At 71.2% G+C, this 19,548-nt stretch carries 20 protein-coding genes; 13 read left to right on the top strand and 7 right to left on the bottom strand.

All coding sequences use genetic code 11. The annotated features are described in order from the left end of the window. Positions 1-34 precede the first annotated feature (34 nt). From DFH01_RS27975 to DFH01_RS00155, 7 genes are all read right to left on the bottom strand, one after another. Positions 35-349 (bottom strand): hypothetical protein, encoded by a 315-nt coding sequence (locus DFH01_RS27975; RefSeq protein ID WP_158287543.1) that lies wholly within the window; start codon positions 347-349, stop codon positions 35-37. Positions 350-1,001: 652 nt separating this feature from the next. Next, positions 1,002-2,504, bottom strand: coding sequence for a tyrosine-type recombinase/integrase (locus tag DFH01_RS00185; protein WP_146216953.1), 1,503 nt, complete (start codon positions 2,502-2,504; stop codon positions 1,002-1,004). An 86-nt stretch (positions 2,505-2,590) separates the two neighbouring features. Continuing rightward, on the bottom strand, positions 2,591-4,057 hold the full coding sequence (locus DFH01_RS00175; RefSeq protein ID WP_109868396.1) for an aldo/keto reductase: 1,467 nt from the start codon (positions 4,055-4,057) through the stop codon (positions 2,591-2,593). Positions 4,058-4,192: 135 nt separating this feature from the next. Further along, positions 4,193-5,467, bottom strand: coding sequence for an ABC transporter substrate-binding protein (locus DFH01_RS00170; protein WP_109868395.1), 1,275 nt, complete (start codon positions 5,465-5,467; stop codon positions 4,193-4,195). Positions 5,468-5,538: 71 nt separating this feature from the next. Beyond that, a complete protein-coding gene (locus tag DFH01_RS00165) occupies positions 5,539-5,943 on the bottom strand; it encodes a DUF4440 domain-containing protein (protein WP_109868394.1) in 405 nt (134 codons plus the stop codon). Beyond that, a complete protein-coding gene (locus DFH01_RS00160; RefSeq protein WP_109868393.1) occupies positions 5,936-6,973 on the bottom strand; it encodes an aldo/keto reductase in 1,038 nt (345 codons plus the stop codon). Before DFH01_RS00160 ends, DFH01_RS00165 begins: the two co-directional genes overlap by 8 nt. Next, positions 6,970-7,305: a TIGR04076 family protein gene (locus DFH01_RS00155; RefSeq protein ID WP_109868392.1), complete on the bottom strand. Its 336-nt coding sequence runs from the start codon at positions 7,303-7,305 to the stop codon at positions 6,970-6,972. Before DFH01_RS00155 ends, DFH01_RS00160 begins: the two co-directional genes overlap by 4 nt. A gap of 106 nt (positions 7,306-7,411) precedes the next feature. Between DFH01_RS00155 and DFH01_RS00150 the strand changes: the two genes are divergently transcribed. The 13 genes from DFH01_RS00150 (at position 7,412) to soxA (ending at position 19,493) form a co-directional block, all read left to right on the top strand. Continuing rightward, positions 7,412-8,167, top strand: a complete 756-nt coding sequence (locus tag DFH01_RS00150) for an ABC transporter ATP-binding protein (protein WP_109868391.1) — start codon at positions 7,412-7,414, stop codon at positions 8,165-8,167. Then, positions 8,164-8,880 (top strand): ABC transporter ATP-binding protein, encoded by a 717-nt coding sequence (locus DFH01_RS00145; protein ID WP_109868390.1) that lies wholly within the window; start codon positions 8,164-8,166, stop codon positions 8,878-8,880. The genes DFH01_RS00150 and DFH01_RS00145 overlap by 4 nt, the downstream gene beginning before the upstream one ends. Continuing rightward, positions 8,880-9,800 (top strand): branched-chain amino acid ABC transporter permease, encoded by a 921-nt coding sequence (locus DFH01_RS00140; protein ID WP_199231089.1) that lies wholly within the window; start codon positions 8,880-8,882, stop codon positions 9,798-9,800. Before DFH01_RS00145 ends, DFH01_RS00140 begins: the two co-directional genes overlap by 1 nt. Then, positions 9,800-10,750, top strand: coding sequence for a branched-chain amino acid ABC transporter permease (locus tag DFH01_RS00135; RefSeq protein WP_109868388.1), 951 nt, complete (start codon positions 9,800-9,802; stop codon positions 10,748-10,750). Before DFH01_RS00140 ends, DFH01_RS00135 begins: the two co-directional genes overlap by 1 nt. A 118-nt stretch (positions 10,751-10,868) precedes the next feature. Then, positions 10,869-11,855 (top strand): extracellular solute-binding protein, encoded by a 987-nt coding sequence (locus tag DFH01_RS00130; RefSeq protein ID WP_158287542.1) that lies wholly within the window; start codon positions 10,869-10,871, stop codon positions 11,853-11,855. Next, positions 11,842-12,957 (top strand): ABC transporter ATP-binding protein, encoded by a 1,116-nt coding sequence (locus DFH01_RS00125; RefSeq protein WP_109868386.1) that lies wholly within the window; start codon positions 11,842-11,844, stop codon positions 12,955-12,957. Before DFH01_RS00130 ends, DFH01_RS00125 begins: the two co-directional genes overlap by 14 nt. After that, a complete protein-coding gene (locus tag DFH01_RS00120; protein WP_109868385.1) occupies positions 12,954-14,672 on the top strand; it encodes an ABC transporter permease in 1,719 nt (572 codons plus the stop codon). Before DFH01_RS00125 ends, DFH01_RS00120 begins: the two co-directional genes overlap by 4 nt. A 127-nt stretch (positions 14,673-14,799) precedes the next feature. Next, entirely contained in the window at positions 14,800-15,261 is a 462-nt protein-coding gene (locus DFH01_RS00115) for a (2Fe-2S)-binding protein (RefSeq protein WP_109868384.1), read from the top strand. A 14-nt stretch (positions 15,262-15,275) separates the two neighbouring features. Then, positions 15,276-17,462: a xanthine dehydrogenase family protein molybdopterin-binding subunit gene (locus DFH01_RS00110; RefSeq protein ID WP_199231088.1), complete on the top strand. Its 2,187-nt coding sequence runs from the start codon at positions 15,276-15,278 to the stop codon at positions 17,460-17,462. An 86-nt stretch (positions 17,463-17,548) separates the two neighbouring features. Then, a complete protein-coding gene (gene soxX, locus DFH01_RS00105; protein WP_199231087.1) occupies positions 17,549-17,968 on the top strand; it encodes a sulfur oxidation c-type cytochrome SoxX in 420 nt (139 codons plus the stop codon). Then, the gene (locus DFH01_RS00100; protein WP_109868383.1) at positions 17,965-18,423 is read left to right on the top strand and encodes a thiosulfate oxidation carrier protein SoxY; all 459 of its coding nucleotides are present in this window, start codon (positions 17,965-17,967) and stop codon (positions 18,421-18,423) included. The genes soxX and DFH01_RS00100 overlap by 4 nt, the downstream gene beginning before the upstream one ends. Before the next feature lie 6 nt (positions 18,424-18,429). Beyond that, entirely contained in the window at positions 18,430-18,756 is a 327-nt protein-coding gene (locus DFH01_RS00095; RefSeq protein WP_109868382.1) for a thiosulfate oxidation carrier complex protein SoxZ, read from the top strand. Continuing rightward, positions 18,753-19,493: a sulfur oxidation c-type cytochrome SoxA gene (soxA, locus tag DFH01_RS00090; RefSeq protein WP_199231086.1), complete on the top strand. Its 741-nt coding sequence runs from the start codon at positions 18,753-18,755 to the stop codon at positions 19,491-19,493. The genes DFH01_RS00095 and soxA overlap by 4 nt, the downstream gene beginning before the upstream one ends. Positions 19,494-19,548 lie beyond the last annotated feature (55 nt).

Here is a 19,548-nt window from a genome sequence, read left to right as displayed (position 1 = left end):
GGCGTTCGGGGGCCAGCCTAGCCCCGCCGATCTGTCAGGCGTCCGGCAGCGCCGCGAGGTCGCGCGCCAGGCTCCAAGCCGCCTCCGCCTCGGGAGCAAGCACGTCCGGCGCCGGCATGTCCGCGAGGATCGCTCGCGCCTTCAGCCGAAGGTCCGCCAGCGTCATCGCGCGCCCCTCTGCCACCTTCCGCCGCAGCCGATGCACCAGCGCCGTACGCTGCCCCTCATCCGGCCGCGCCGGCGTCTCCGCCTCGCTCGCATGCAAGGCGACATGCCGCGCGAAGGCCTCGCCCTCCGCCCGCAGCTCAGTCGCCGCCACGCGCCAGCCCGCATTCATGTTGTCAGACATCCGGCTCTCTCCGCCGCTATGAGCGCACTCGATCGCCCATCACCGGGAGCCGCCCGGCACGGTGGGGAGCGTCGCAGCCGGAACCATCCAGCCGTCCGCGCCAGAAACCCCACCGGCGCTCCGTCCCGATCACAACCAGGACGGCTTCGATTGCGGAGAATAGCGGAAACGCGCGGAGAGAGGGAGCGCGAAAAATGGGCGCGCGTGGCGCGGGGTGCGCTTTCGCAACCAGCCCCATCGGTGGCCGGCCCTTTCCTTTCCCTTCCTTCCTCATCCTCGAGAGAGAGAGAGAGAGAGGGAGAGTGTGTCCGGTATGTCCGTGGTGTCCCGGATGTCCGTGGCATCCCGGATGTCCGCGATGTCCCGTGTATCCCGTGAGGGGGTGTTTCGGGATGTCCGGGACATGGGGGGTCAGAGCATGTCCCGCCCGGAAGCCCTAGAGATAGCTGGCTTTCAGCGCGTTCGGGATGTCCGGGATATGCGGGACATGGGGTAGGGGGTCGGGACATCCGGGGCCGCTTTCGGGCTCGGGACATCCCGAAACGGACATGTCCCGGGATATCCCGATAAGCCCGTTGTCGGCCTCAAAGGCCGGTTTGCGCGCGGGTCGGGACATGGCGGGACGGGACATCCGCGGACATGTCCCGCGCGGCTAGGCGACCGCCAGGCGCACCACCTGCGCGCCGGCCTCGCGGCCTTCCAGTGCCGCGGCCAGCATGTCGCCCCATGCCTGCATCGCCCGCACCTGCTCAGGCCACCGGGTCGCGCGCTGATAGACCCCGAGCACGCCGCCCCGCGTCGCGGCCTGCCGATGGTTCAGCACGGCATCAACCACCGGCTCAGCGAAGCCGGCCTCGCCGAGTGCGGTCGCGAAGGATCGCCGGAAGTCGTGGAAGCGCCAGTCGTCGCGCCCCGCCTTCTTCTCGATCGCGAGCTTCAAGTCGCTGAAGGTGGTCAAAGCGCGCCGGGCGGAGGGCGAGGGGAAGACCAGGCCGGCCGCGGGCTCGTCGGCATCGGCGTGGCGCCTGCACAGGATTTCGAGCGCGAGCGGATGCAAGTGCAGCCGGTGCGGGTCGCCGTTCTTCGTGAGGGCGCCGGGCTGCGTCCACTCTGCGCCGGCCAGGTCCACATGCGCCCAATCGAGCGTTGCGGCCTCATTCCGCCGGCAGGGAACCGCAATGAGGAACCGCGCGAAGTCGCGGTGCACGTCCTCGAGCCCCTCGGCCTCGCCGATCGCGTTCCACAGTGCGGCGAGCTCGGCAGGCCTCAGGAAGTGCTGGCGCGCGGGAATGGGCTTCGGGCGCTTCTCCTTGCCGATCGCAAGGCATGGGTTCGTCGGGATCAGCCGTTCATCCCGGCACCAGTCGAAGAACCGGGACAGCGCGCCGAAGCGGTGTCGGGCCGCGCCAGGCTGCTCCGCGGTCGCGCGCAGGAGCGTGCGGATGTCGCGGTCGGTGATGTCTGCCACCGGGCGGCCGGAGGCCTTCATGTCGGCGACCGCGGCCCTCACGCGGCCAATCTCCCGCGCCACGTAGTCCGCTGAGGCCTTGCCGCTGCCGCGCAGCTTCGGGCGCTTCGGGAGTGCCTTGGCGTAGTCCTCCACCAGCCGGTCAATCGTCCGGCTGCGCTTCTCTGCTGCGGCGGTGATCGCGGCCTTTCGCGCCTTGGCGGGGTCCTCCCCGGTCTGAGCCTGCCCCCTGAGCCGGTTCGCGGCGTCGCGCGCCTCTTCCGGCGAGTGCGTCTTCTCATTGCCAATCGTCACGGACTGGCTCGGGAACCGCTTGCCGGTGGTCGGGTCCACGCCGCGCGGCTTGTAGTCATACCGCCAGGTCATGCCGGTGGGGTTCACCACCAGCGCCAGGCCGCGGCGCTCGAGGTCGGCAATGACGATGCGCAGCCCCTTCGCCCGCCGCTTCCAAGCCGCCTCGATCGTCGGCTTCGTGATCTTCACCGGCCCTTCCCGAAGCACCTGCATCGTCCCGTCCTTCGCTGCTGTCCCTGACCGGACGCGAATGCCGTGGTCCGGTCTGACCGGACATTGACCGGACGCAGCCTGCGGAAGCAAGCGGAAATGTGCGGAAAGATGCGGAACGCCAAAAGGCGAGGAAAACCGGGGATTTCCGGGGCTCTCGGGGCTCTCGGCCAGGATGCGCAAGGTCCGGCGGATCAGCCCTGCACGGCACTCATAATGCCGGGGTCAGCGGTTCAAGTCCGCTCGCCGCTACCATCTCTTCCGCCGGGTCAATCCACCAGCGCCTCAGCCTCGATCTCAACGAGGTATGGCCCGACCAGCCGACCCACCTCGACCAGCGTGTTCGCCGGCCGCGCCGCGGCGAAGGCGCGGCCGTGGACGCGGCCGACGGCTTCCCAGTCATTCGCGTCGCGCAGCCAGATGCGGGTCTGCACGACGTCGTCCAGCGTGCCGCCCAGCGCCTCGATCGCGGCGGCGATCTTGTCGAGGATGTAGACCGCCTGGCCGCCGGGATCGCCGGGGCAGACGACGGAACCATCCGTGTGCGTGGCCGTGGTGCCGCTGACCAGGATGCGCTTGCCCACGCGCACCGCGCGCGAATAGCCGCAAAGCCCTTCCCAGACGCTCCCGGAATCGACCCGGAAGCGGCCGGGGCGGAACTCCGTCGCGCCATAGATCCTCGGCAGGCTTTCCAGGTGGTGGCTGAGGTCGCCCGCCGCGGTCAGGTAGGGCGGCTTGCGGTATTCGTCGCCGCAATCGCCGGGGATCGGCGTGCTGCCGACGAGCGCGCTGTCGATCCGCGCCTGGTCCTCCGCATCCAGCGCGAAGGAGAAGAGGCGGAGGTTGTCCGCGCGATGCTCCGATTCCGTCAGCCGCGCGCCGACGATCACCGCGCCCACGGCCGGATGCTGCAGCACCCAGCGCGTCGCGACATTGGAGACGGAGACGCCGTGGCGCCGCGCAATCGCCTGCAACTCGCGCATCAGACGCTGGAACACGCCCCAGCCGCCCATCGCGCCTATGAAGCGGCGGTATTTCATCTTCGACCAGTCGCCGATGTCGGACTCGGCCGGCTCCTCGCGCCCCACCCAGCGCTCCGAGAGGAAGCCGCCGCCGAGCGTGCCGTAGGCGAGGATCTTCACGCCGTTCGCCACGCAGAAGGCGGACATCTCGCCCGCAGCGCGACGATCGAGCAGCGAGAAGGAGAGCTGGTTGGTCGCGATCGGGATGCCGTTCTTCACCGCGACGCGCAGATGGTCGGTGTCGAAATTCGTCACGCCGAGATGCTTCAGCGTGCCTTCCGCGCGCATCGCCGCCATCTGCTTTAGTGCATCGAGCCAGGCGGGGTGCTTGAAGGTCCACCAGTGGAACTGCATCAGGTCCGGCGCGCCGCCAAGCCGTTCCAGGCTGCGGCCGACACCTTCGCGCACGACCTCGCTGGTCATCGGGCCGGGGGTGGGCACCCACTTGGTGAAGAGCGCGGCCTGTCCGCCCTGCCGGCGGAACAGGCCGGCGATGTCCTCGGCGCCGCCGTAGTGGTCGGCCATGTCGAAGCTGTCGAAGCCGGCCGCGGCGTATTCCGCGAGCGTCGCCGCGGCCGCCGCGTGATCGAGGCTGCGTCCCTCGCGTTCCTGGTCCGCGACCTGCCAGAGGCCGGTGACGATGCGGCTGCTGTCGAGGCCGGGGGCGAGGAGGGTGCGAGGCGGGCGAGAGGGAATGGTCACGACGTCACCCATTCAGTGCTGGCGGCGCGCTGAGCGCGCCGAGCGGCCGAATGGCCGCCGCGCACAAACCAACAGTGACGCCGGGCGCGACAGTCGCCTGCGCGCAAGCCAAGCCGGCGGAGCCGGCGCCCGGCGATTGAGGGCATGCTATCTGGGCGGCAACTGCCGCTGTACCGCCTGCACTTCCTCGGTCGTCATCTGGCCGACGGTGGTGATCTCGCCGTTCTGGATGCGCCACTTGCGGAAGGGGCCGGTGATGTCGCCGTTCTGGTCGAAGGTCACCGGGCCGATCACGCCGACATAGCGGATTTTCTGACCGCTGCGCAGCAGTTCGAGGGCCCGCCGGAATCCCTCGGGGCTGGCATGCACCACCTCGCCCTCGGCGCCCGTCACCTCGCGGATGGCGTCGCGGATCGGCGCGGCTTCGAAGCGGCCGGCCTTCGCCACCGCCAGGCCGAGGATCGCCGCCGCATCGAAGGCGCGGTCGGCCGCCGGCGCGCCGGCGCCGAAGCCGCCCGACATCGGCGGATAGGCGCGGCCGAAGAATTCGGTGGAGGGCGTCGTCACCGTGCCGGAGGAGGTGCCGAAGGCGTTGTTCAGGAAGCGCGGGCCGACATCGCGGATGAAGTCCGCGCTGTTCATTCCGTCGTTCAGCAGGAAGGTCGGCGTGCCGCCCTGCTGGATCCAGGTGCGCGCGATGGTGGTGCCGTCGCCCGGATAGGAAACGAGGTAGAGCGCGGGCGGATCGCCGGCCAGCGCACGCGTCACTTCCGGCGCGTAGCTCGCCTGGCCCTGGTTGTAGGGCGTGGTGGAGGTGATCTGCCCGCCCAGCGCGACATAGGCGCGGCGGAATTCGTTCACCATGTTCACGCCGAAATCGTTGTTGACGTGGATGATCGCGAGGCGCCGCAGCCCCTGGTCCATCGCGTACTTCGCCGCCGCCGTGCCCTGCAGCGCGTCGGAGGTGATGGTGCGGAAGAACCAGCCGCGCGTCTGCCCCTCCACCGCCATGCGCGTCAGCGTCGGCGAGGAGGAGGCCGGGCTGATCTGCACCACGCCCGCGGGGCCCGTCACGCTCGTCACGATCGGGATCGAGACGGAGCTGATGATGCCGCCGATGATCGCCGGCACGCGCCGCAGGTCCACCAGCTGGCGCGCCTGGTCCACCGCGACGCTGCCCTGGGACTGCGCGTCGCGCAGGTCGAAGGCGAGGCGCCCGCCCGCGATGCCGGCGCTGCCGGCCGCCTCGTTCAGCGTGTTGAAGGCGAGTTCCACCGACTTCGCCGCGGCCTGGCCGAAGCGGCCCGCGGGGCCGGTCAGCGAGACCACCATGCCGACGGTGTGGGTGGCGCCCTGCGCGAGGGCAGGCGCCGCCAGGATGCCGAGGCCGGCGCCGAGCGTGGCGCGGCGGGTGATGGACATGAAGTTCGCTCCCGATCCACAGATGGATTTCAGGCAATCTCGCCCTGCGCCCGGCGCTTGTAAACGGGGGTTCAGGCCGGGGGCGGGCTTACCCACGTCTCCTGCACGAACAGCCAGCGCGGGCCGGCGGGTTCCACCCGGAACAGGGCGGCGGCGCGGCGGGCGGTCTCGATGCCGCCCGGAAGCCATTGCCGCTCGATGTAGTGCATCAGCATCAGCGGCGGCGCGGCGTGCAGCACCGCCACATCCTCGATGGCGATGCGGAAGCCCGGGCCGCGGCTGCCGCGCGCCTGGCGCAGGAAGCCCAGCACCTCGGCGCGGTCCAGCCGGTGGCCGTTCGGCATCACCATGGCGAAGCCGGGCGCGAAGGCCGCTTCGTAGCGACCACCGTCCTCGGCGCCGGGCGCGCCAAGCGTTTTCTCGAAGACGCGGTGCAGGTCGCGGATCTCCTCCGCGCAGCGTTCCGCGTCAGTCACGGTTGAGCTCGTATTTCATGATGCGCCCATGCGGCCCGGTGCGGTCGCGTTCCAGCGCGTAGAAATCGCCCTGCGGGCCGGGATGCTGCGCGAGCAGCGCCCCGATGGCGGCGCGGTCCGCGGCGTCCAGCGCGAAGCGGAAGACCGCGAGGTTGTCCGGCAGGTGCTCGGCATAGCGCGCGCCGACGATCGCGCCCGCGACATGCGGCTGGTCCAGCACCCAGCGCGTGGCGACGGCGGTGATGGAGACGCCATGCTTGCGTGCGATGCCGTCCAGCAGCCGCAGCAGCGCCTGGAAGGCGTCCCAGCCGCCGAACTCCTCGATGATGAGCCCGTATTTGACGAGGCTGCGGTTCGCCAGCGGCTCGGCCGGCGCCTTCTGCCCGAGCCAGCGCGAGGACAGAAAACCGCCGGCGACGGTGCCGTAGCAGAGGAAGCGCATACCACTGCGTGCGCAGAGCTCGCTCATCGGCCCCGCTACGCGGCGGTCCAGCAGCGAATACTGCACCTGCATCGAAACCAGCGGGACGCCGCCCGCGATCATCGCCGCGCTGTGGGCGGTGTCGAAATTGGTGCCGGCGACGTTGCGGATCTTGCCGCGTTCCTTCAGCCGCGCCAGGTGCTGCGCGGCCTCCAGCCAGCCCGGTATCGCGTAGTCCCACCAGTGGAACTGCACCAGGTCCAGCGTGTCGGCGTTCAGGCGTTGCAGCGAGCGGTCGATGATCCGCTCGATGTCGTCGGGTGTGAGCGTCGCGAGCGCCGAAAGGTCGGGCACGAACTTCGTGTGCACCTGCAGCAGCGCGCGGTCGGCCTGCGGCAGCGTGGTGCGGAAGGCACCGATCATCTCCTCGACGCCGGTGTAGATGTCGGCGCAGTCGAAGGTGGTGATGCCGGCATCGAGGAAGGCGCGCATGTCCGCGATGGCGCGGTCGCGCTCGATCGCGCCATGGCCGCCGGCAAGCTGCCAGCCGCCGCGGATCAGGCGGGAGATGCGGTAGCCGGGGGCGAGTTCGAAGCGTTCGACGGTCATGGCGCGGGCGTCGCCGTGGTGTCGGAGCGCTTGAAGCGCCGCAGCTGCGTGCGGGTGATGCGGAGGCGGCTCGGGCAGTTCGGGTCGGGGCAGGCGACCTCGGCGTCAGAGGTCATCCAGTCCAACGGGTGGGTCGGGCGCTGCTTCGCCGCCAGCAGGGGCAGCACCGCCGCGAGCGAATAGACCGAAAAACCCTGGCCGGGCGGCAGATGCAGCATCTCCCCGCGCAGCTCGAAATAATCGCCCGGCTCGGCGCCGCACCAGAGCTTCGCGCCCGGCGGCGCCACCACCTCGACCCTGAGGTCCCAGAGGTCGAATCCGTCCTCGTCCATCGCCGCTCCCCCGCTGGCGGCTATCTCGTCCGGCCCGGGCGGCGGCGCAAGCGGGGGACTTGACGGCCGCCGCTGCGCACGGCCTTTCCGCGCGCAAGACCGGGGGATGAGCCGCGTGCTGGTGGCCGAGGGCGTGACGAAGGGATTCGGGGGGCCGCCCGTGGTGGACGGCGTCTCCTTCGCCCTCGCGCGCGGCACCATCACCGGGCTGATCGGCCCGAACGGCGCCGGCAAGACCACGCTGTTCAACCTGATCGCCGCCAGCCTGGCGCCGGATCGTGGCAGCATCACGCTGGACGGCGCGCGCATCGACGGCCTCCGGCCGGACGAGGTCTTCGCCCGCGGCCTGGCCCGAACCTTCCAGATCCCGCGCCCCTTCCCGGCGATGACCGTGCTGGAGAATGTGATGCTCGCGCCGCAGGGCCAGCCCGGCGAGCGCTTCTGGGCGAACTGGCTCAGCCCCGGCGCGGTGGCGGCCGAGGAGCGCCGCAACCGCGGGCGTGCGCTGGAATGGCTGGACTTCGTGGGCCTCGCGAAGCTTGCCGGCCAGCCGGCCAGCGTGCTGTCGGGCGGGCAGCGCAAGCTGCTGGAACTGGCGCGCGTACTGGTCGCCGAGCCGAAGCTGATCCTGCTGGACGAGCCCGGCGCCGGCGTGGCGCCGCCGCTGCTCGCGATCATCATGGAAAAGATCGCGGCGCTGAACGCGCGTGGCATCACCTTCCTCGTCATCGAGCACAACATGGACCTGGTGATGACGCTGTGCCGCCCGGTGATGGTGCTGGCGCAGGGCAGGCTGCTGCTGGAAGGCTCGCCGGAGGAGGTGAAGCGCGATCCGCGCGTGGTCGAGGCGTATCTCGGATGACGCCCGCACTGGAACTGGACGCGATCGAAGGCGGGTACGAGCCCGGCCTGCCGATCCTGCGCGGCGCGTCCGTCAGCGTGGCGCCGGGCGAGATCGTGGCGCTGCTCGGGCCGAACGGCGCGGGCAAGTCCACGCTGGTGAAGGCCGCCGCGGGGCTCGTGCCGATCTGGTCGGGGCGCGTGCGGCTCGCGGGGCGCGACATCACCGGCCTGCCCGCGCATCGCATGGTGCATGAGGGGCTGGGCTTCGTGCCGCAGACCGAGAATGTCTTCGCCAACCTTTCCGTCCTCGAGAACCTGCAACTCGCGGCCGCCCTCATCGCAAGGCAGCGCCGCGGCAGCCTCGAGAAGATGTTTAGCCTGTTCCCCGATCTCGACCGGCAGCGGAAGCTGCCGGCGGGCCGGCTCTCGGGCGGGCAGCGGCAGATGCTGGCGGTGGCGCGCGCGCTGGTCGCCTCGCCGTCGGTGCTGATGCTGGACGAGCCCTCGGCCGGCCTCTCGCCCAAGCTGGTCGGCGTGGTGTTCGAGCGGCTGCGCGCGGTGCGCGACACAGGGGTGACGATCCTGCTGGTCGAGCAGAACGTGAAGGCCGCGCTGGCGCTCGCCGACCGCGCGGTGGTGCTGGTGGAGGGCCGCGAGCGCCTGGAAGGCGCCGCCCGCGACCTTGCCGACGACCCGCGCATGGCCGCGCTCTATCTGGGGCACGCCGCCTGATGCTGCAGCTGATCGCCGATGGGCTTGTCGTTGGCAGCGTGATCGCGCTCGGCGCGGTGGGGCTCACGCTGACCTATTCCATCCTGCGCTTCGCCAATTTCGGCCAGGGCGAGTTCATGACCTGGGGCGCCTATCTCGCCGTCTCCGCGCTTGCCGTGGTGCTGGCAGCGACGGGCGCGGGCGTGATGGAGCCGCTCGGCCCCTTCAGCTTCGGCTGGCAGCTGATCGTCGCGATGATCCTGGCCGCCGCGCTGACGGCGGTTCTCGCCTTGCTCGTGGACTGGCTGCTGTTCCGCCGCCTCCGGCGCGGCAATGCCATCACGCTGGTGATCGCGAGCTTCGGCGCGGCGCTCGCGCTGCGCAACCTGGTGCAGTTCCTCTACGGCACGTTGCCCGAATACTACACGCGGGAGATCCAGATCGCGATCCGCCTGGTGCCGCGCGATGTCCTCGGCGGGCTGCGCATCACGCCGGACCAGATGCTGGTGATCGGACTGACGCTGGTGCTGATGCTCGCGCTGCAAGGACTGCTGACGCGCACCACGCTCGGCCGCGCGATGCGCGCCACGGCGCAGAACCCGGCGCTGGCGCGCGTCGCCGGCGTGGATGTGGAAGGCGTGATCCGGGCCACCTGGGTCATCGGCGCGGCGCTCGCCGCCGTCGCGGGCGTGCTGGCCGGCGTGGTCGGGCAGGTGCGCCCCGGCCTCGGCTTCGAGCTGCTGCTGCCGCTGTTTGCCGCGGCGATCCTGGGCGGCATCGGCAGCGTGCGCGGCGCGGTCGTCGGCGGCTACATCGTCGGTCTTGCCGAAAGCCTCTCCGTGCCGCTGGTCGGCGCCGAGTATCGCGCGGCGACCGCCTTCGTCGTGCTGATCGGCATTCTGCTGCTGCGCCCGACGGGCCTGTTCGGGGAGCGCGCGTGATGGAACTGCTGCCCGTCCTGAACTACCTGGCCTTCTTCCTGGTTTTCGCCGGCATCTTCGCGGTCATGGCGCTGGGCCTCAATCTGCAATGGGGCTTCTGCGGCCTGTTCAACGTGGGCGTCGCGGGCTTCGTCGCGGTCGGCGCCTATGCCTCCGCGCTGCTCACCGGCCCGCCGGAGCCCGAGCGCTTCGGCGGCTTCGGCCTGCCCGTCGCGGTCGGATGGCTGGGCGCGATGGGCTTCTCGGGCCTTGCCGCGCTGGTCGTCGGCCTCGCGGCGCTGCGCCTGCGCGAGGATTATCTGGCGATAACCACCTTCGGCATCGCCGTGGTCATCCAGCTCGTCGCATTGAACGCGCAGGCGCTGACCGGCGGGCCCTTCGGCATCCAGTCCATCCCAAAACCCTTCGCCGATGCGCTCGGCACCGGGCTCGGCTGGAACCTGGCGTATCTTGGCCTGGTGCTGGCGGTGCTGGGGCTCGCCTGGTGGGCGCTGGAGCGGCTCGTCGCCAGCCCCTGGGGCCGCGTGCTGCGCGCGATCCGGGAGGACGAGCTCGCCGCCGCCTCGCTCGGCAAGCGGGCCAGCGCCTTCCGGCTGCAGAGCTTCGTCATCGGCTGCATGCTGATGGGGCTGGCGGGCGCGATGTATGCGCATTTCGTGGGCTACATCGCGCCGGAGGATTTCCTGCCCGTGCTGACCTTCCAGATCTGGGCGATGCTGATCGTCGGTGGGTCCGGCCGCAATGCGGGGGCGGTGCTGGGCGCGGTGCTGGTCTGGGCGATCTGGAGCGCCGCCGGCACCCTGATCCGGGAGGCGCTGCCGGCCGCCGAGCAGGCGCGCGGCGCGGCGCTGCAGGTCGTGCTGATCGGCGTGCTGATCGCCGCGATCCTGGTGCTGCGCCCGCGCGGCGTGCTGGGCGAGCGCGCGACGGTCTCCCGGCATGCCGGATAGGGACGCGGAAGGGCGTTACCTTGGCGGCCGAAACACGATAGAGCTTCCAATAGCGGGCCAGGGCGCCCCACCGGGACAACGAACCAGGCGCCCCTACGGGGCGACGAAGGAGAGACAGATGACGATCGGTCGCAGGACTGCGTTGCTGATGGGCGCGGGCGCCGCGCTCGGCCTGGCCCGCCCTGCCTTTGCGCAGGGCGGCAACGTGGTCGCCTACACCGCCTTCTCCGACTCGGTCACCGCGCTCGCGCCCGGCTTCAAGGCGCGCAGCGGCGCCGACATCCAGGTGGTCGCGGCCGGCTCGGGCGAGCTGGTGCGCCGCGTCGTGGCGGAACGCGCCCGGCCGCTGGCGGACGCCATCGTCTCGGTCGGCGGCGAATCGATCGACGCCAACCCGGGCGTCTTCGCCCGCTACACGCCGCGCGAGGATGCGGCGATCCTGCCGGCGCTGAAGGTCAGCCCGAACTACATCCCCTTCTCCGTCACGCTGCCGACCGTTGTCGCGGTGAACACGCGCCTTGTCCCGGAAGCCGAGATCCCGATGACCTGGGCCGCGCTCGCCGACCCGAAGTGGAAGGGCAAGATCGCCTTCGCCGGCGCCGACCGCTCCGGCTCCGCGCTGCAGCAGCTGATGCAGATCCTCTACAATTTCGGCGAGGAGGAAGGCTGGCGCCTGTTCGAGCGCATGCTGGAGAACTTCGTCATCACCGGCAGCTCCGGCGCGGTGCCGCGTGGCGTGGCGCAGGGCGAATACGCGATCGGCCTCACGCTCGAGGATTTCGCGCAGCGCTTCATCCAGGGCGGCGCGCCGGTGCGCATCGTCTACCCGCGCGAGGGCATCACCATGGCGGCGGATGCGATGGCGCTGGTCGCCGGCGGGCCGAACCCGGATGGCGGGCGCGCGCTGCTGGACTACATCGTCTCGGCCGAGGCGCAGAAGCTGATCGTGGAGCGCTTCAACCGCCGCCCCATCCGCAACGACGTGGCGCCGCCGGCCGGCGCCGTGGCGCCCGCCGACCTGCCGATCAAGAACATCCCGGTCGAGTGGTCGAACGCGAACCAGCGCAACATCCTGAACCGCTACCTGCGCCTTGTCCGTCGCTGAGACCCGCCCCGGCCCGGCCCCGCATCTTGCGGCGGCCGGGCTGGTCAAGCGGTTCGGCAGCTTCACCGCGCTCGACCGCGTGGAGCTCTCCGCGCAGCGCGGCGAGCTGCTGACGCTGCTCGGCCCCTCGGGCTGCGGCAAGACCACGCTGCTGCGCGTGATCGCTGGCTTCCTCCAGCATGACGAAGGCACGCTGCGCCTCGCCGGCCGCAGCCTGGACGGCACGCCGCCGGAAGCGCGCAACTTCGGCATGGTGTTCCAGAGCTATGCGATCTTCCCGCATCTGTCCGTGGCGGAGAATGTCGCCTACGGCCTGCGCGCCCGCCGCGTCCCGCGGGAGGCCGCGGAGCGGAAGGTGGCGGCCGCGCTGGAGCGCGTGCGCCTCGGCAACCTGGGCGCACGCTACCCGGATGCGCTCTCCGGCGGGCAGAAGCAGCGCGTGGGCCTCGCGCGGGCGATGGTGATCGAGCCCGACCTGCTGCTGATGGACGAGCCGTTGTCGAACCTCGACGCCAAGCTGCGCATCGAGATGCGCGACGAGATCCGCCGCATGCAGCGGGAACTCGGCATCACCACCATCTACGTCACCCATGACCAGGAGGAGGCGCTGGCCATCTCCGACCGCATCGCGGTGATGGAGCGCGGCCATATCCGCCAGTTCGCGACGCCGCGCGAGGTCTTCGAATCGCCCGCCCATGCCTTCGTCGCGGAGTTCGTCGGCGGCTGCAACTGGCTCGACGCGACACTGCTGCAGGACGGCGCCGGCGCCGCGGCGCGCATTGGCGCCGGCGCGGCCTTCGCGCTGCCCGCCGCGACGCGGGGCGCGGAAGGCCCGGCGCGGGCCGCGTTGCGCACCGAGGATCTGCGCCTCGCCACGCCGGAAGACCCGCCGGGCTGCTGCCTGGAAGGCCGCGTCGGCAGCCTCGCCTATCTCGGCCCGCGCACGCGCATGCGGGTGATCATCGGCCCCGGCGACGCGGCGGTGGAAGCCGACCTGCCGAGCGCCCTGCCCCTGCCCAACGAGGGCGAGCCCGTGCGGCTGTCCTTCGAGCCGCACCGCCTGCGCGTCTTCGCGCCGGAAAGCGGCGTGCGGATCGCATGAGCGCGACGGGGATCGCGGCGCCGGAGGCGCCAAGCTGGCCGGCGCGGCTGCTGCGCGGCATCCGCCACGATCCCTGGTCGGCCATTGCCTGGGCGACGGTCGCCTTCATGCTGGTCTTCGTCGCCTGGCCGCTGGCCGAGCTCGCGCGGCAGAGCTTCATCGGGCAGGAGAGCGGGCGCTTCGGGCTGGAGAACTACCAGACCTTCTTCGGCTCCAGCTATTTCCGCCGCGCCCTGTTCAACAGCCTGACGGTCGGCGTGCTGGGCACCGTCATCGCGCTCGCCATCGGCCTGCCGCTGGCGCTCGCCTTCGCGCGCTACGACTTCGCCGGCAAGCCCTGGATCGAGGTGGCGATCCTGCTCTCCATGCTCTCGCCGCCCTTCGTCGGCGCCTATGCCTGGATCATGCTGTTCGGCCGCAGCGGCCTGGTGACCGAGGCCGCGCGCGGCATCGGCATCGAGCTGCCGCCGATCTACGGCGCCTTCGGCATCGCGCTCGCCAGCGCCTTCGCGCTCTATCCCGTGGTGTTCCTGGTGGTGCGCGGCGGCCTCGCGCGGGTGAACCGCACGCTGGAGGATGCAGCCGCCAGCCTCGGTCGCGGGCGCATCGGCGTGGTGCGCACGGTGACGCTGCCGCTGATCCTGCCCTCCGTCCTGACGGCCGCGCTGCTGGTCTTCCTCGGCATCATCTCCGATTTCGGCACGCCCTCGATCCTGGGGGAGGGCGAGCGCTTCCCGGTGCTCGCGACGCTCGCCTTCTCGCTCTACCTGTCCGAGATCGGGGCGGAGCCGGGCATGGCGGCGACCACCTGCGCCGTGCTGGTGGTGATCGCGATGGCGCTGGTGGTGGCGGTGCGCATCTTCTCCACCCGCCGTTCGGTCGCCGACGACACCGGCGGCGGCGCGCCGCCGATCCGCCTGCAGGGCCGCGCGGGCGCGCTGCTCGGCTTCGGCACCGCGGTTCTGGTCGCGATCGCCAGCACGCCGCAGATCGTGGTCACCGTCTGCTCCTTCCTGGAAGTGCGCGGCGTGGTGTTCCAGCCGGTCTTCACCCTCGACAACTTCGCCCGCGCGATCGATGCGCTGGGCGATGCGCTGTGGAACAGCCTGGTCTTCGCCGGCCTTGCCCTGGCGCTGATCATCCTGGTGGGCTCGGCCATCGGCTATGTCATCGCGCGCCGCACCGGCCCGCTGACCCGCACGCTCGACCTGCTGATCATGGTGCCCTACGTCGTGCCTGGCACGGTGCTCGGCATCGGCTACGCCACCGTCTTCAACGAGCCGCCGCTGCTGCTGACAGGAACGGCGACGATCATCGTCACCGTCTATTTCGTCCGTCGCCTGCCCTACATGACGCGCGCCTCCGCCGGCATCGTCTACCAGATCGACCGGGGGCTCGAGGATGCGGCGCGCAGCCTGGGCGACCCGCCGCTGACGGGCTTCCGCCGGGTGATGGCGCCGCTGATGCGCCCGGGCATCCTGGCCGGCGCCGCCATCGCCTGGGTGGAGGTGTTCAGCGAGCTTTCCGCCTCCATCGTGCTCTACACCGGCGGCACGCGCACGCTGCCCATCGCGGCCTACCAGCAGGCACTGTCGGGCGATGTCGGCATGGCGGCGGCCTATGCGACCATGCTGGTCGGCGTCGCCGCGGCGGGGCTCGTGCTGTTCGTCATCGCCCGCGGGTCGGAGCGCGAGCGCAGCCTGGGCTGGCTGTAGCGCCGGCTCACGGGCGCTTGAAAGCGCAAAACGGGCTGGTGACAAATACCCTGTCGGGCAGGTAATCCTCCGCCCACAACCGGCGGCCGGCATGGACACGGCGCGACGAGGGCAGGAGACCAACCCTATGACGAAGCTGAACGTCAATGGACGCGTGGTGGAGGTGGACGCCTCCCCCGACACGCCCCTGCTCTGGGCGCTGCGCGACCATGTCGGGCTGACCGGCACGAAGTATGGCTGCGGCATCGCCGCGTGCGGCGCCTGCACGGTTCATATCGACGGCCAGGCCATCCGCGCCTGCGTCACCCCGCTCTCGGCACTCGACGAGAGCCAGAAGATCGTCACGATCGAAGGCCTGTCGCCCGACGGCAACCACCCGGTTCAGGTCGCCTGGCGCGAGCTGGACGTGCCGCAATGTGGCTTCTGCCAGTCCGGCATGATCATGGCCGCCGCCGCGCTGCTGGCGCAGACGCCGCGCCCGACCGACGCCGACATCGACGCCGCGATGAGCAACATCTGCCGCTGCGGCACCTACAACCGCGTGCGCGCCGGCATCCACCAGGCCGCCCGCGGCGGCATCACGGGCTGAGGGAGACACGCATCATGGCTCCGCTCGACACCGTCTCCTCCTCCCGCCGCAGCCTGCTGAAGGGCGCGGCCGCCGGCGCCGTCCTGCTCGGCTTCCATGTGCCGGCCAAGGGCGCGCTTGCCCAGGCCGCCGCACCCGCCCAGGTGCCGGAGGTCAATGCCTGGGTGGTGATCCACCCGGACGACCGCGTGGTGCTGCGCATGGCGCGCTCCGAGATGGGGCAGGGCACGCGCACCGGCCTCGCGCAGATGATCGCCGAGGAACTGCACTGCGACTGGTCGAAGATCGGCACGGAATACGTGACGCCGGCCGAGAGCCTGCGGCGCAACCGCGTCTGGGGCGCCTTCCTCACCGCCGGCAGCCAGGGCATCCGCAACAGCCAGGACTATGTCCGCAAGGGCGGCGCCGCGGCGCGCATCATGCTGGTCCAGGCCGCGGCGAATCGCTGGAACGTGCCGGCCGCCGAGTGCAGCGCGAAGGACAGCGTGATCACCCACGGCCCCACCGGCCGCACGCTGCGCTATGGCGAGGTCGCGGCCGAGGCCGCGCGCCTGACGCCGCCGGCCGACCCGCCGCTGAAGGATCCGCGCGAATGGACGGTGATCGGCACCTCCAAGCCGCGGCTCGACACGGCGGCGAAGACCACGGGCTCGCTGGTCTACGGCATGGACCTGAAGATGCCGAACATGCTGGTGGCGGTGCCGCGGCGCTGCCCGGTCTTCGGCGGCACGGTGCGCTCGGTGGATCGCGCTTCGGTGGCGAACATGCCCGGCGTGCGGCACGTGCTGCAGGTGGGCGACAGCGCCGTGGCGGTGGTGGCCGACACCTTCTGGCAGGCCAAGACCGCGCTCGATGCGCTGAAGGTCGAATGGGACCTGGGCGAGAACGCGAATGTCTCCTCCGCCACCATCGATGCGCGCCTGACCGAGGGGCTGGACGCGGCGGAAGCCTTCGTCGGCAACCAGAACGGCGATGCGCGCGCGGCCATCGCCGCGGCGCCGCGCAAGATCGAGGCGGTGTATTCCTACCCCTTCCAGAACCACGCGCCGATGGAGCCGATGAACGCGACCGTGGTCTGGACGCCGCAGCGCTGCGACGTCTGGTGCCCGACGCAGAACGGCGAGGCGGCGCTGGCGGCCGCGGCGCAGGCCGCCGGCCTGCCGCAGACCGCCTGCGACATCCATCGCGTGGACCTCGGCGGCGGCTTCGGCCGGCGCACCACGCATGACTGGCTGATCGACGCCGTGCTGATCGCCAAGCAGATCCCCGGCCGCCCCATCAAGACGATGTGGACGCGCGAGGAGGACATGATGCATGGGCGCTTCCACCCGGTCACCAAGTGCAAGCTGACGGCGGGGCTGGATGCGCAGGGCAACGTCACCGGCCTGCACATGCGCATCTCCGGCCAGTCCATCCTGTCCTTCGTCTTCCCGAACGCGCTGCAGAACGGGCGCGATCCGGTGGTGTTCCAGGGCCTGAACCCGTCGGGCGCGGAAGGGCAGATCGGCTACACCTTCCCGAACCTGCTGATCGACCACGCGATGCGGAACACGCATGTGCCGCCGCATTTCTGGCGCGGCGTGAACCACAACCAGAACGCCGTGTACCTGGAGTGCTTCATCGACGAGATCGCGCATGCGACGAACCAGGATCCGCTGGCGCTGCGCCGCAAGCTGATGGCGAACCACCCGAAGCACCTGGCGGTGCTGAACGCGGTCGCCGAGCGCATCGGCTGGGGCGGCGCGCTGCCGGCCGGCGTGCAGGGCCGCGGCATCGCGCAGCAGATGGGCTTCGGCAGCTACGTGGCGGCCGCGGCCGAGGTCTCGGTGAACGACCGGGGCGAGTTGCGCATCCACCGCATCGTCGCGGCGACGGATTGCGGGCACGCCGTCAATCCGCGCCAGATCGAGATGCAGGTGGAGGGGTCCTTCGTCTACGGCCTCTCCGCGCTGCTGCACGGCGCCTGCACGGTGAAGGACGGCGCGATCGAGCAGACCAACTTCGACAGCTACAACGTGCTCCGCATGGACGAGATGCCGAAGGTCGAGACGATCGTCATGCCCTCCGGCGGGTTCTGGGGCGGCGTGGGCGAGCCGACCATCATGGTCGCCGCGCCCGCCGTGCTGAACGCGATCTTCGCCGCCACCGGCAAGCGCCTCCGCAACGTCCCGCTCGCCGGCCAGGACCTGCGCCGGGCGTGACGCCGCGCGCCGCCACCTTTCTCCCTCCCCCGTTCACGGGGGAGGGCCGGGGTGGGGGCCCGCGCGCCTTCGCCGCTCTGCTGCTGATGTCCGTGCTCAACGGCACGGCGTCGGCCCAGGTGGCGCCCTTCGTCGTGACGGAGGACGCCATCCTCGCCCCGCTCGAGGGTCGTATCGGCGATGCGGCGCGCGGCGCGGCGGTGGTGCGGAACCGGGAGACGGCGAACTGCCTGATCTGCCATTCCATCCCCGATCCGCGCGAGCGCTTCATGGGCGATATCGGCCCGCCGCTCGCCGGCGTCGGATCGCGGCTCACGGCGGGCCAGATCCGGCTGCGCCTGGTGGATGCGACGCTGCTCAACCCCGATGCGGTGATGCCGCCCTATCACCGCGTCGCGGGGCTCGTGCGCGTGGATGAACGCTATCGCGGCCAGCCCGTGCTGACCGCGCAGGAGATCGAAGACGTGGTGGCCTTCCTCGCCACGCTGAAGGACGAAGGGGAATGAGCCTGCACCGACGCACCGTGCTGGTGCTGCCGCTCGCCGTCGCGGCGACCGGGGCCGCCGCGCAATCCGCCGTGCAATCCGCCGCGAGCGAGAACTTCGCTGCGGCGGAGCGCGCGATCCTCGCCGGTCGCACGCCGATCGCCGGCGGCATCGAGATCGACATGCCGCCGCTGTCGGAGAACGGCAATTCGGTGGACCTTTCCATCCGCGTGGACAGCCCGATGACGGAGGACGACCACGTCGCCGCCATCCACATCCTGTCCGAGCGCAATCCCTTTCCGCGCGTCGCGCGCTTCGCCCTTTCGCCCCGCGCCGGACGGGCGGAGGTCGCAACCCGCATCCGCCTGGCGACGACGCAGACCATCCTGGTGCTGGCCGAGACCAGCAAGGGGCAGGTGCATCGCGCGGGCCGCGAGGTGATCGTGGTGCTCGGCGCCTGCGTGGACGGAGGCTGAGCGGCCATGAGCGGCAGCATCATCGCGCGCATCACCCTGCCGGAGAGCGCGAAGAAGGGCGAGGTCGTGCCGGTGCGCGTGATCGTTCGCCACCCGATGGAACGCGCCGTGGACGCGCCCGGCCTGCGCCCGGTGCCGCGCAGGATCCTCCACACGCTGCGCGTCACCTATGCCGGCGCGGAAGTGTTCCGCATGGAGATGTCGCCCGGCATCGCCGCCAATCCCTATGTCGAGTTCACCACCGTCGCCGTCGAGACCGGCCCGATGGTCTTCGAATGGGAGGAGGATGGCGGCGCCGTCTACCGGCGGGAGGCGCAACTCGTCGTCGCATGATCCGTCGCGCGGTGCTCCTTGCCGGTCTCTGCGCCGCGACGCTGGCCGGCGCGGCGGAGATCCGGCCCACGCGCGACTACCTCTCGCCCGAGCTCCGCGCGCAGCAGCAGGATCCCTCGCGCCATCCCGGCTGGCTCTGGGTGGATGAGGGGGAGGCGCTGTGGCGGCGCGGCGAGACAAGCTGCCAGTCCTGCCACGGCGACATCGCGCGCATGGCGGGCGTCGCCGCGCGCTATCCGGCGGTCGCTTCGGATGGCGCGCTGCTGAACCTGGAAGGCCGCATCGAGCGCTGCCGCACGCAGCACCAGGGCCAGCCGGCCTTCGGCTACGAAAGCGACGAGCTGCTCGCGCTCACCGCGGCCATCGCGCTGCGCTCGCGGGGCATGCCGATGTCGGTCGCCGTGGACGGCCCCGCTGCGCCGTTCCTCGAAGCCGGACGACGGCTCTACGAGACGCGGCAGGGCCAGCTCAATCTCGCCTGCGGCCAGTGCCATGACGACAACGCCGGCCGCCGGCTGCGGGGCGACGTGATCTCCAACGGGCTCGGCACCGGCTATCCGGCCTATCGGCTGGAATGGAACGGCATGGGCTCGCTGCATCGCCGCCTGCGCGCCTGCTCGCTCGGCGTGCGCGCGACGCAGTTCGATCTCGGCTCGCCGGAATACCTCGCGCTCGAGCTTTTCCTCGCCGACCGCGCCCGCGGCCTGCCGGTGGAGGCGCCGGGGCTGCGGCGTTAGGCCGGCGTGACGGCCGCCGGGTTTTGCGTGCGACCTGCGCCCGCCGCAGGTGGGC

This window comes from Falsiroseomonas bella (genome assembly GCF_003173615.1).
Lineage (GTDB): Bacteria > Pseudomonadota > Alphaproteobacteria > Acetobacterales > Acetobacteraceae > Falsiroseomonas > Falsiroseomonas bella.
Note: the sequence above shows the minus strand (reverse complement) of the source record. Positions and strands in the feature narration are given on the sequence as shown.

Bases quoted from the DNA above. Each gene is read 5' to 3' on its own strand.
- DFH01_RS27975 (WP_158287543.1), bottom strand. From the start codon at position 349: ATGTCTGACAACATGAATGCGGGCTGGCGCGTGGCGGCGACTGAGCTG.
- DFH01_RS00175 (WP_109868396.1), bottom strand. From the start codon at position 4,057: ATGGGTGACGTCGTGACCATTCCCTCTCGCCCGCCTCGCACCCTCCTC.
- DFH01_RS00170 (WP_109868395.1), bottom strand. From the start codon at position 5,467: ATGTCCATCACCCGCCGCGCCACGCTCGGCGCCGGCCTCGGCATCCTG.
- DFH01_RS00160 (WP_109868393.1), bottom strand. From the start codon at position 6,973: ATGACCGTCGAACGCTTCGAACTCGCCCCCGGCTACCGCATCTCCCGC.
- DFH01_RS00155 (WP_109868392.1), bottom strand. From the start codon at position 7,305: ATGGACGAGGACGGATTCGACCTCTGGGACCTCAGGGTCGAGGTGGTG.
- DFH01_RS00150 (WP_109868391.1), top strand. From the start codon at position 7,412: ATGAGCCGCGTGCTGGTGGCCGAGGGCGTGACGAAGGGATTCGGGGGG.
- DFH01_RS00145 (WP_109868390.1), top strand. From the start codon at position 8,164: ATGACGCCCGCACTGGAACTGGACGCGATCGAAGGCGGGTACGAGCCC.
- DFH01_RS00140 (WP_199231089.1), top strand. From the start codon at position 8,880: ATGCTGCAGCTGATCGCCGATGGGCTTGTCGTTGGCAGCGTGATCGCG.
- DFH01_RS00135 (WP_109868388.1), top strand. From the start codon at position 9,800: ATGGAACTGCTGCCCGTCCTGAACTACCTGGCCTTCTTCCTGGTTTTC.
- DFH01_RS00130 (WP_158287542.1), top strand. From the start codon at position 10,869: ATGACGATCGGTCGCAGGACTGCGTTGCTGATGGGCGCGGGCGCCGCG.
- DFH01_RS00120 (WP_109868385.1), top strand. From the start codon at position 12,954: ATGAGCGCGACGGGGATCGCGGCGCCGGAGGCGCCAAGCTGGCCGGCG.
- DFH01_RS00115 (WP_109868384.1), top strand. From the start codon at position 14,800: ATGACGAAGCTGAACGTCAATGGACGCGTGGTGGAGGTGGACGCCTCC.
- DFH01_RS00110 (WP_199231088.1), top strand. From the start codon at position 15,276: ATGGCTCCGCTCGACACCGTCTCCTCCTCCCGCCGCAGCCTGCTGAAG.
- soxX (WP_199231087.1), top strand. From the start codon at position 17,549: ATGTCCGTGCTCAACGGCACGGCGTCGGCCCAGGTGGCGCCCTTCGTC.
- DFH01_RS00100 (WP_109868383.1), top strand. From the start codon at position 17,965: ATGAGCCTGCACCGACGCACCGTGCTGGTGCTGCCGCTCGCCGTCGCG.
- DFH01_RS00095 (WP_109868382.1), top strand. From the start codon at position 18,430: ATGAGCGGCAGCATCATCGCGCGCATCACCCTGCCGGAGAGCGCGAAG.
- soxA (WP_199231086.1), top strand. From the start codon at position 18,753: ATGATCCGTCGCGCGGTGCTCCTTGCCGGTCTCTGCGCCGCGACGCTG.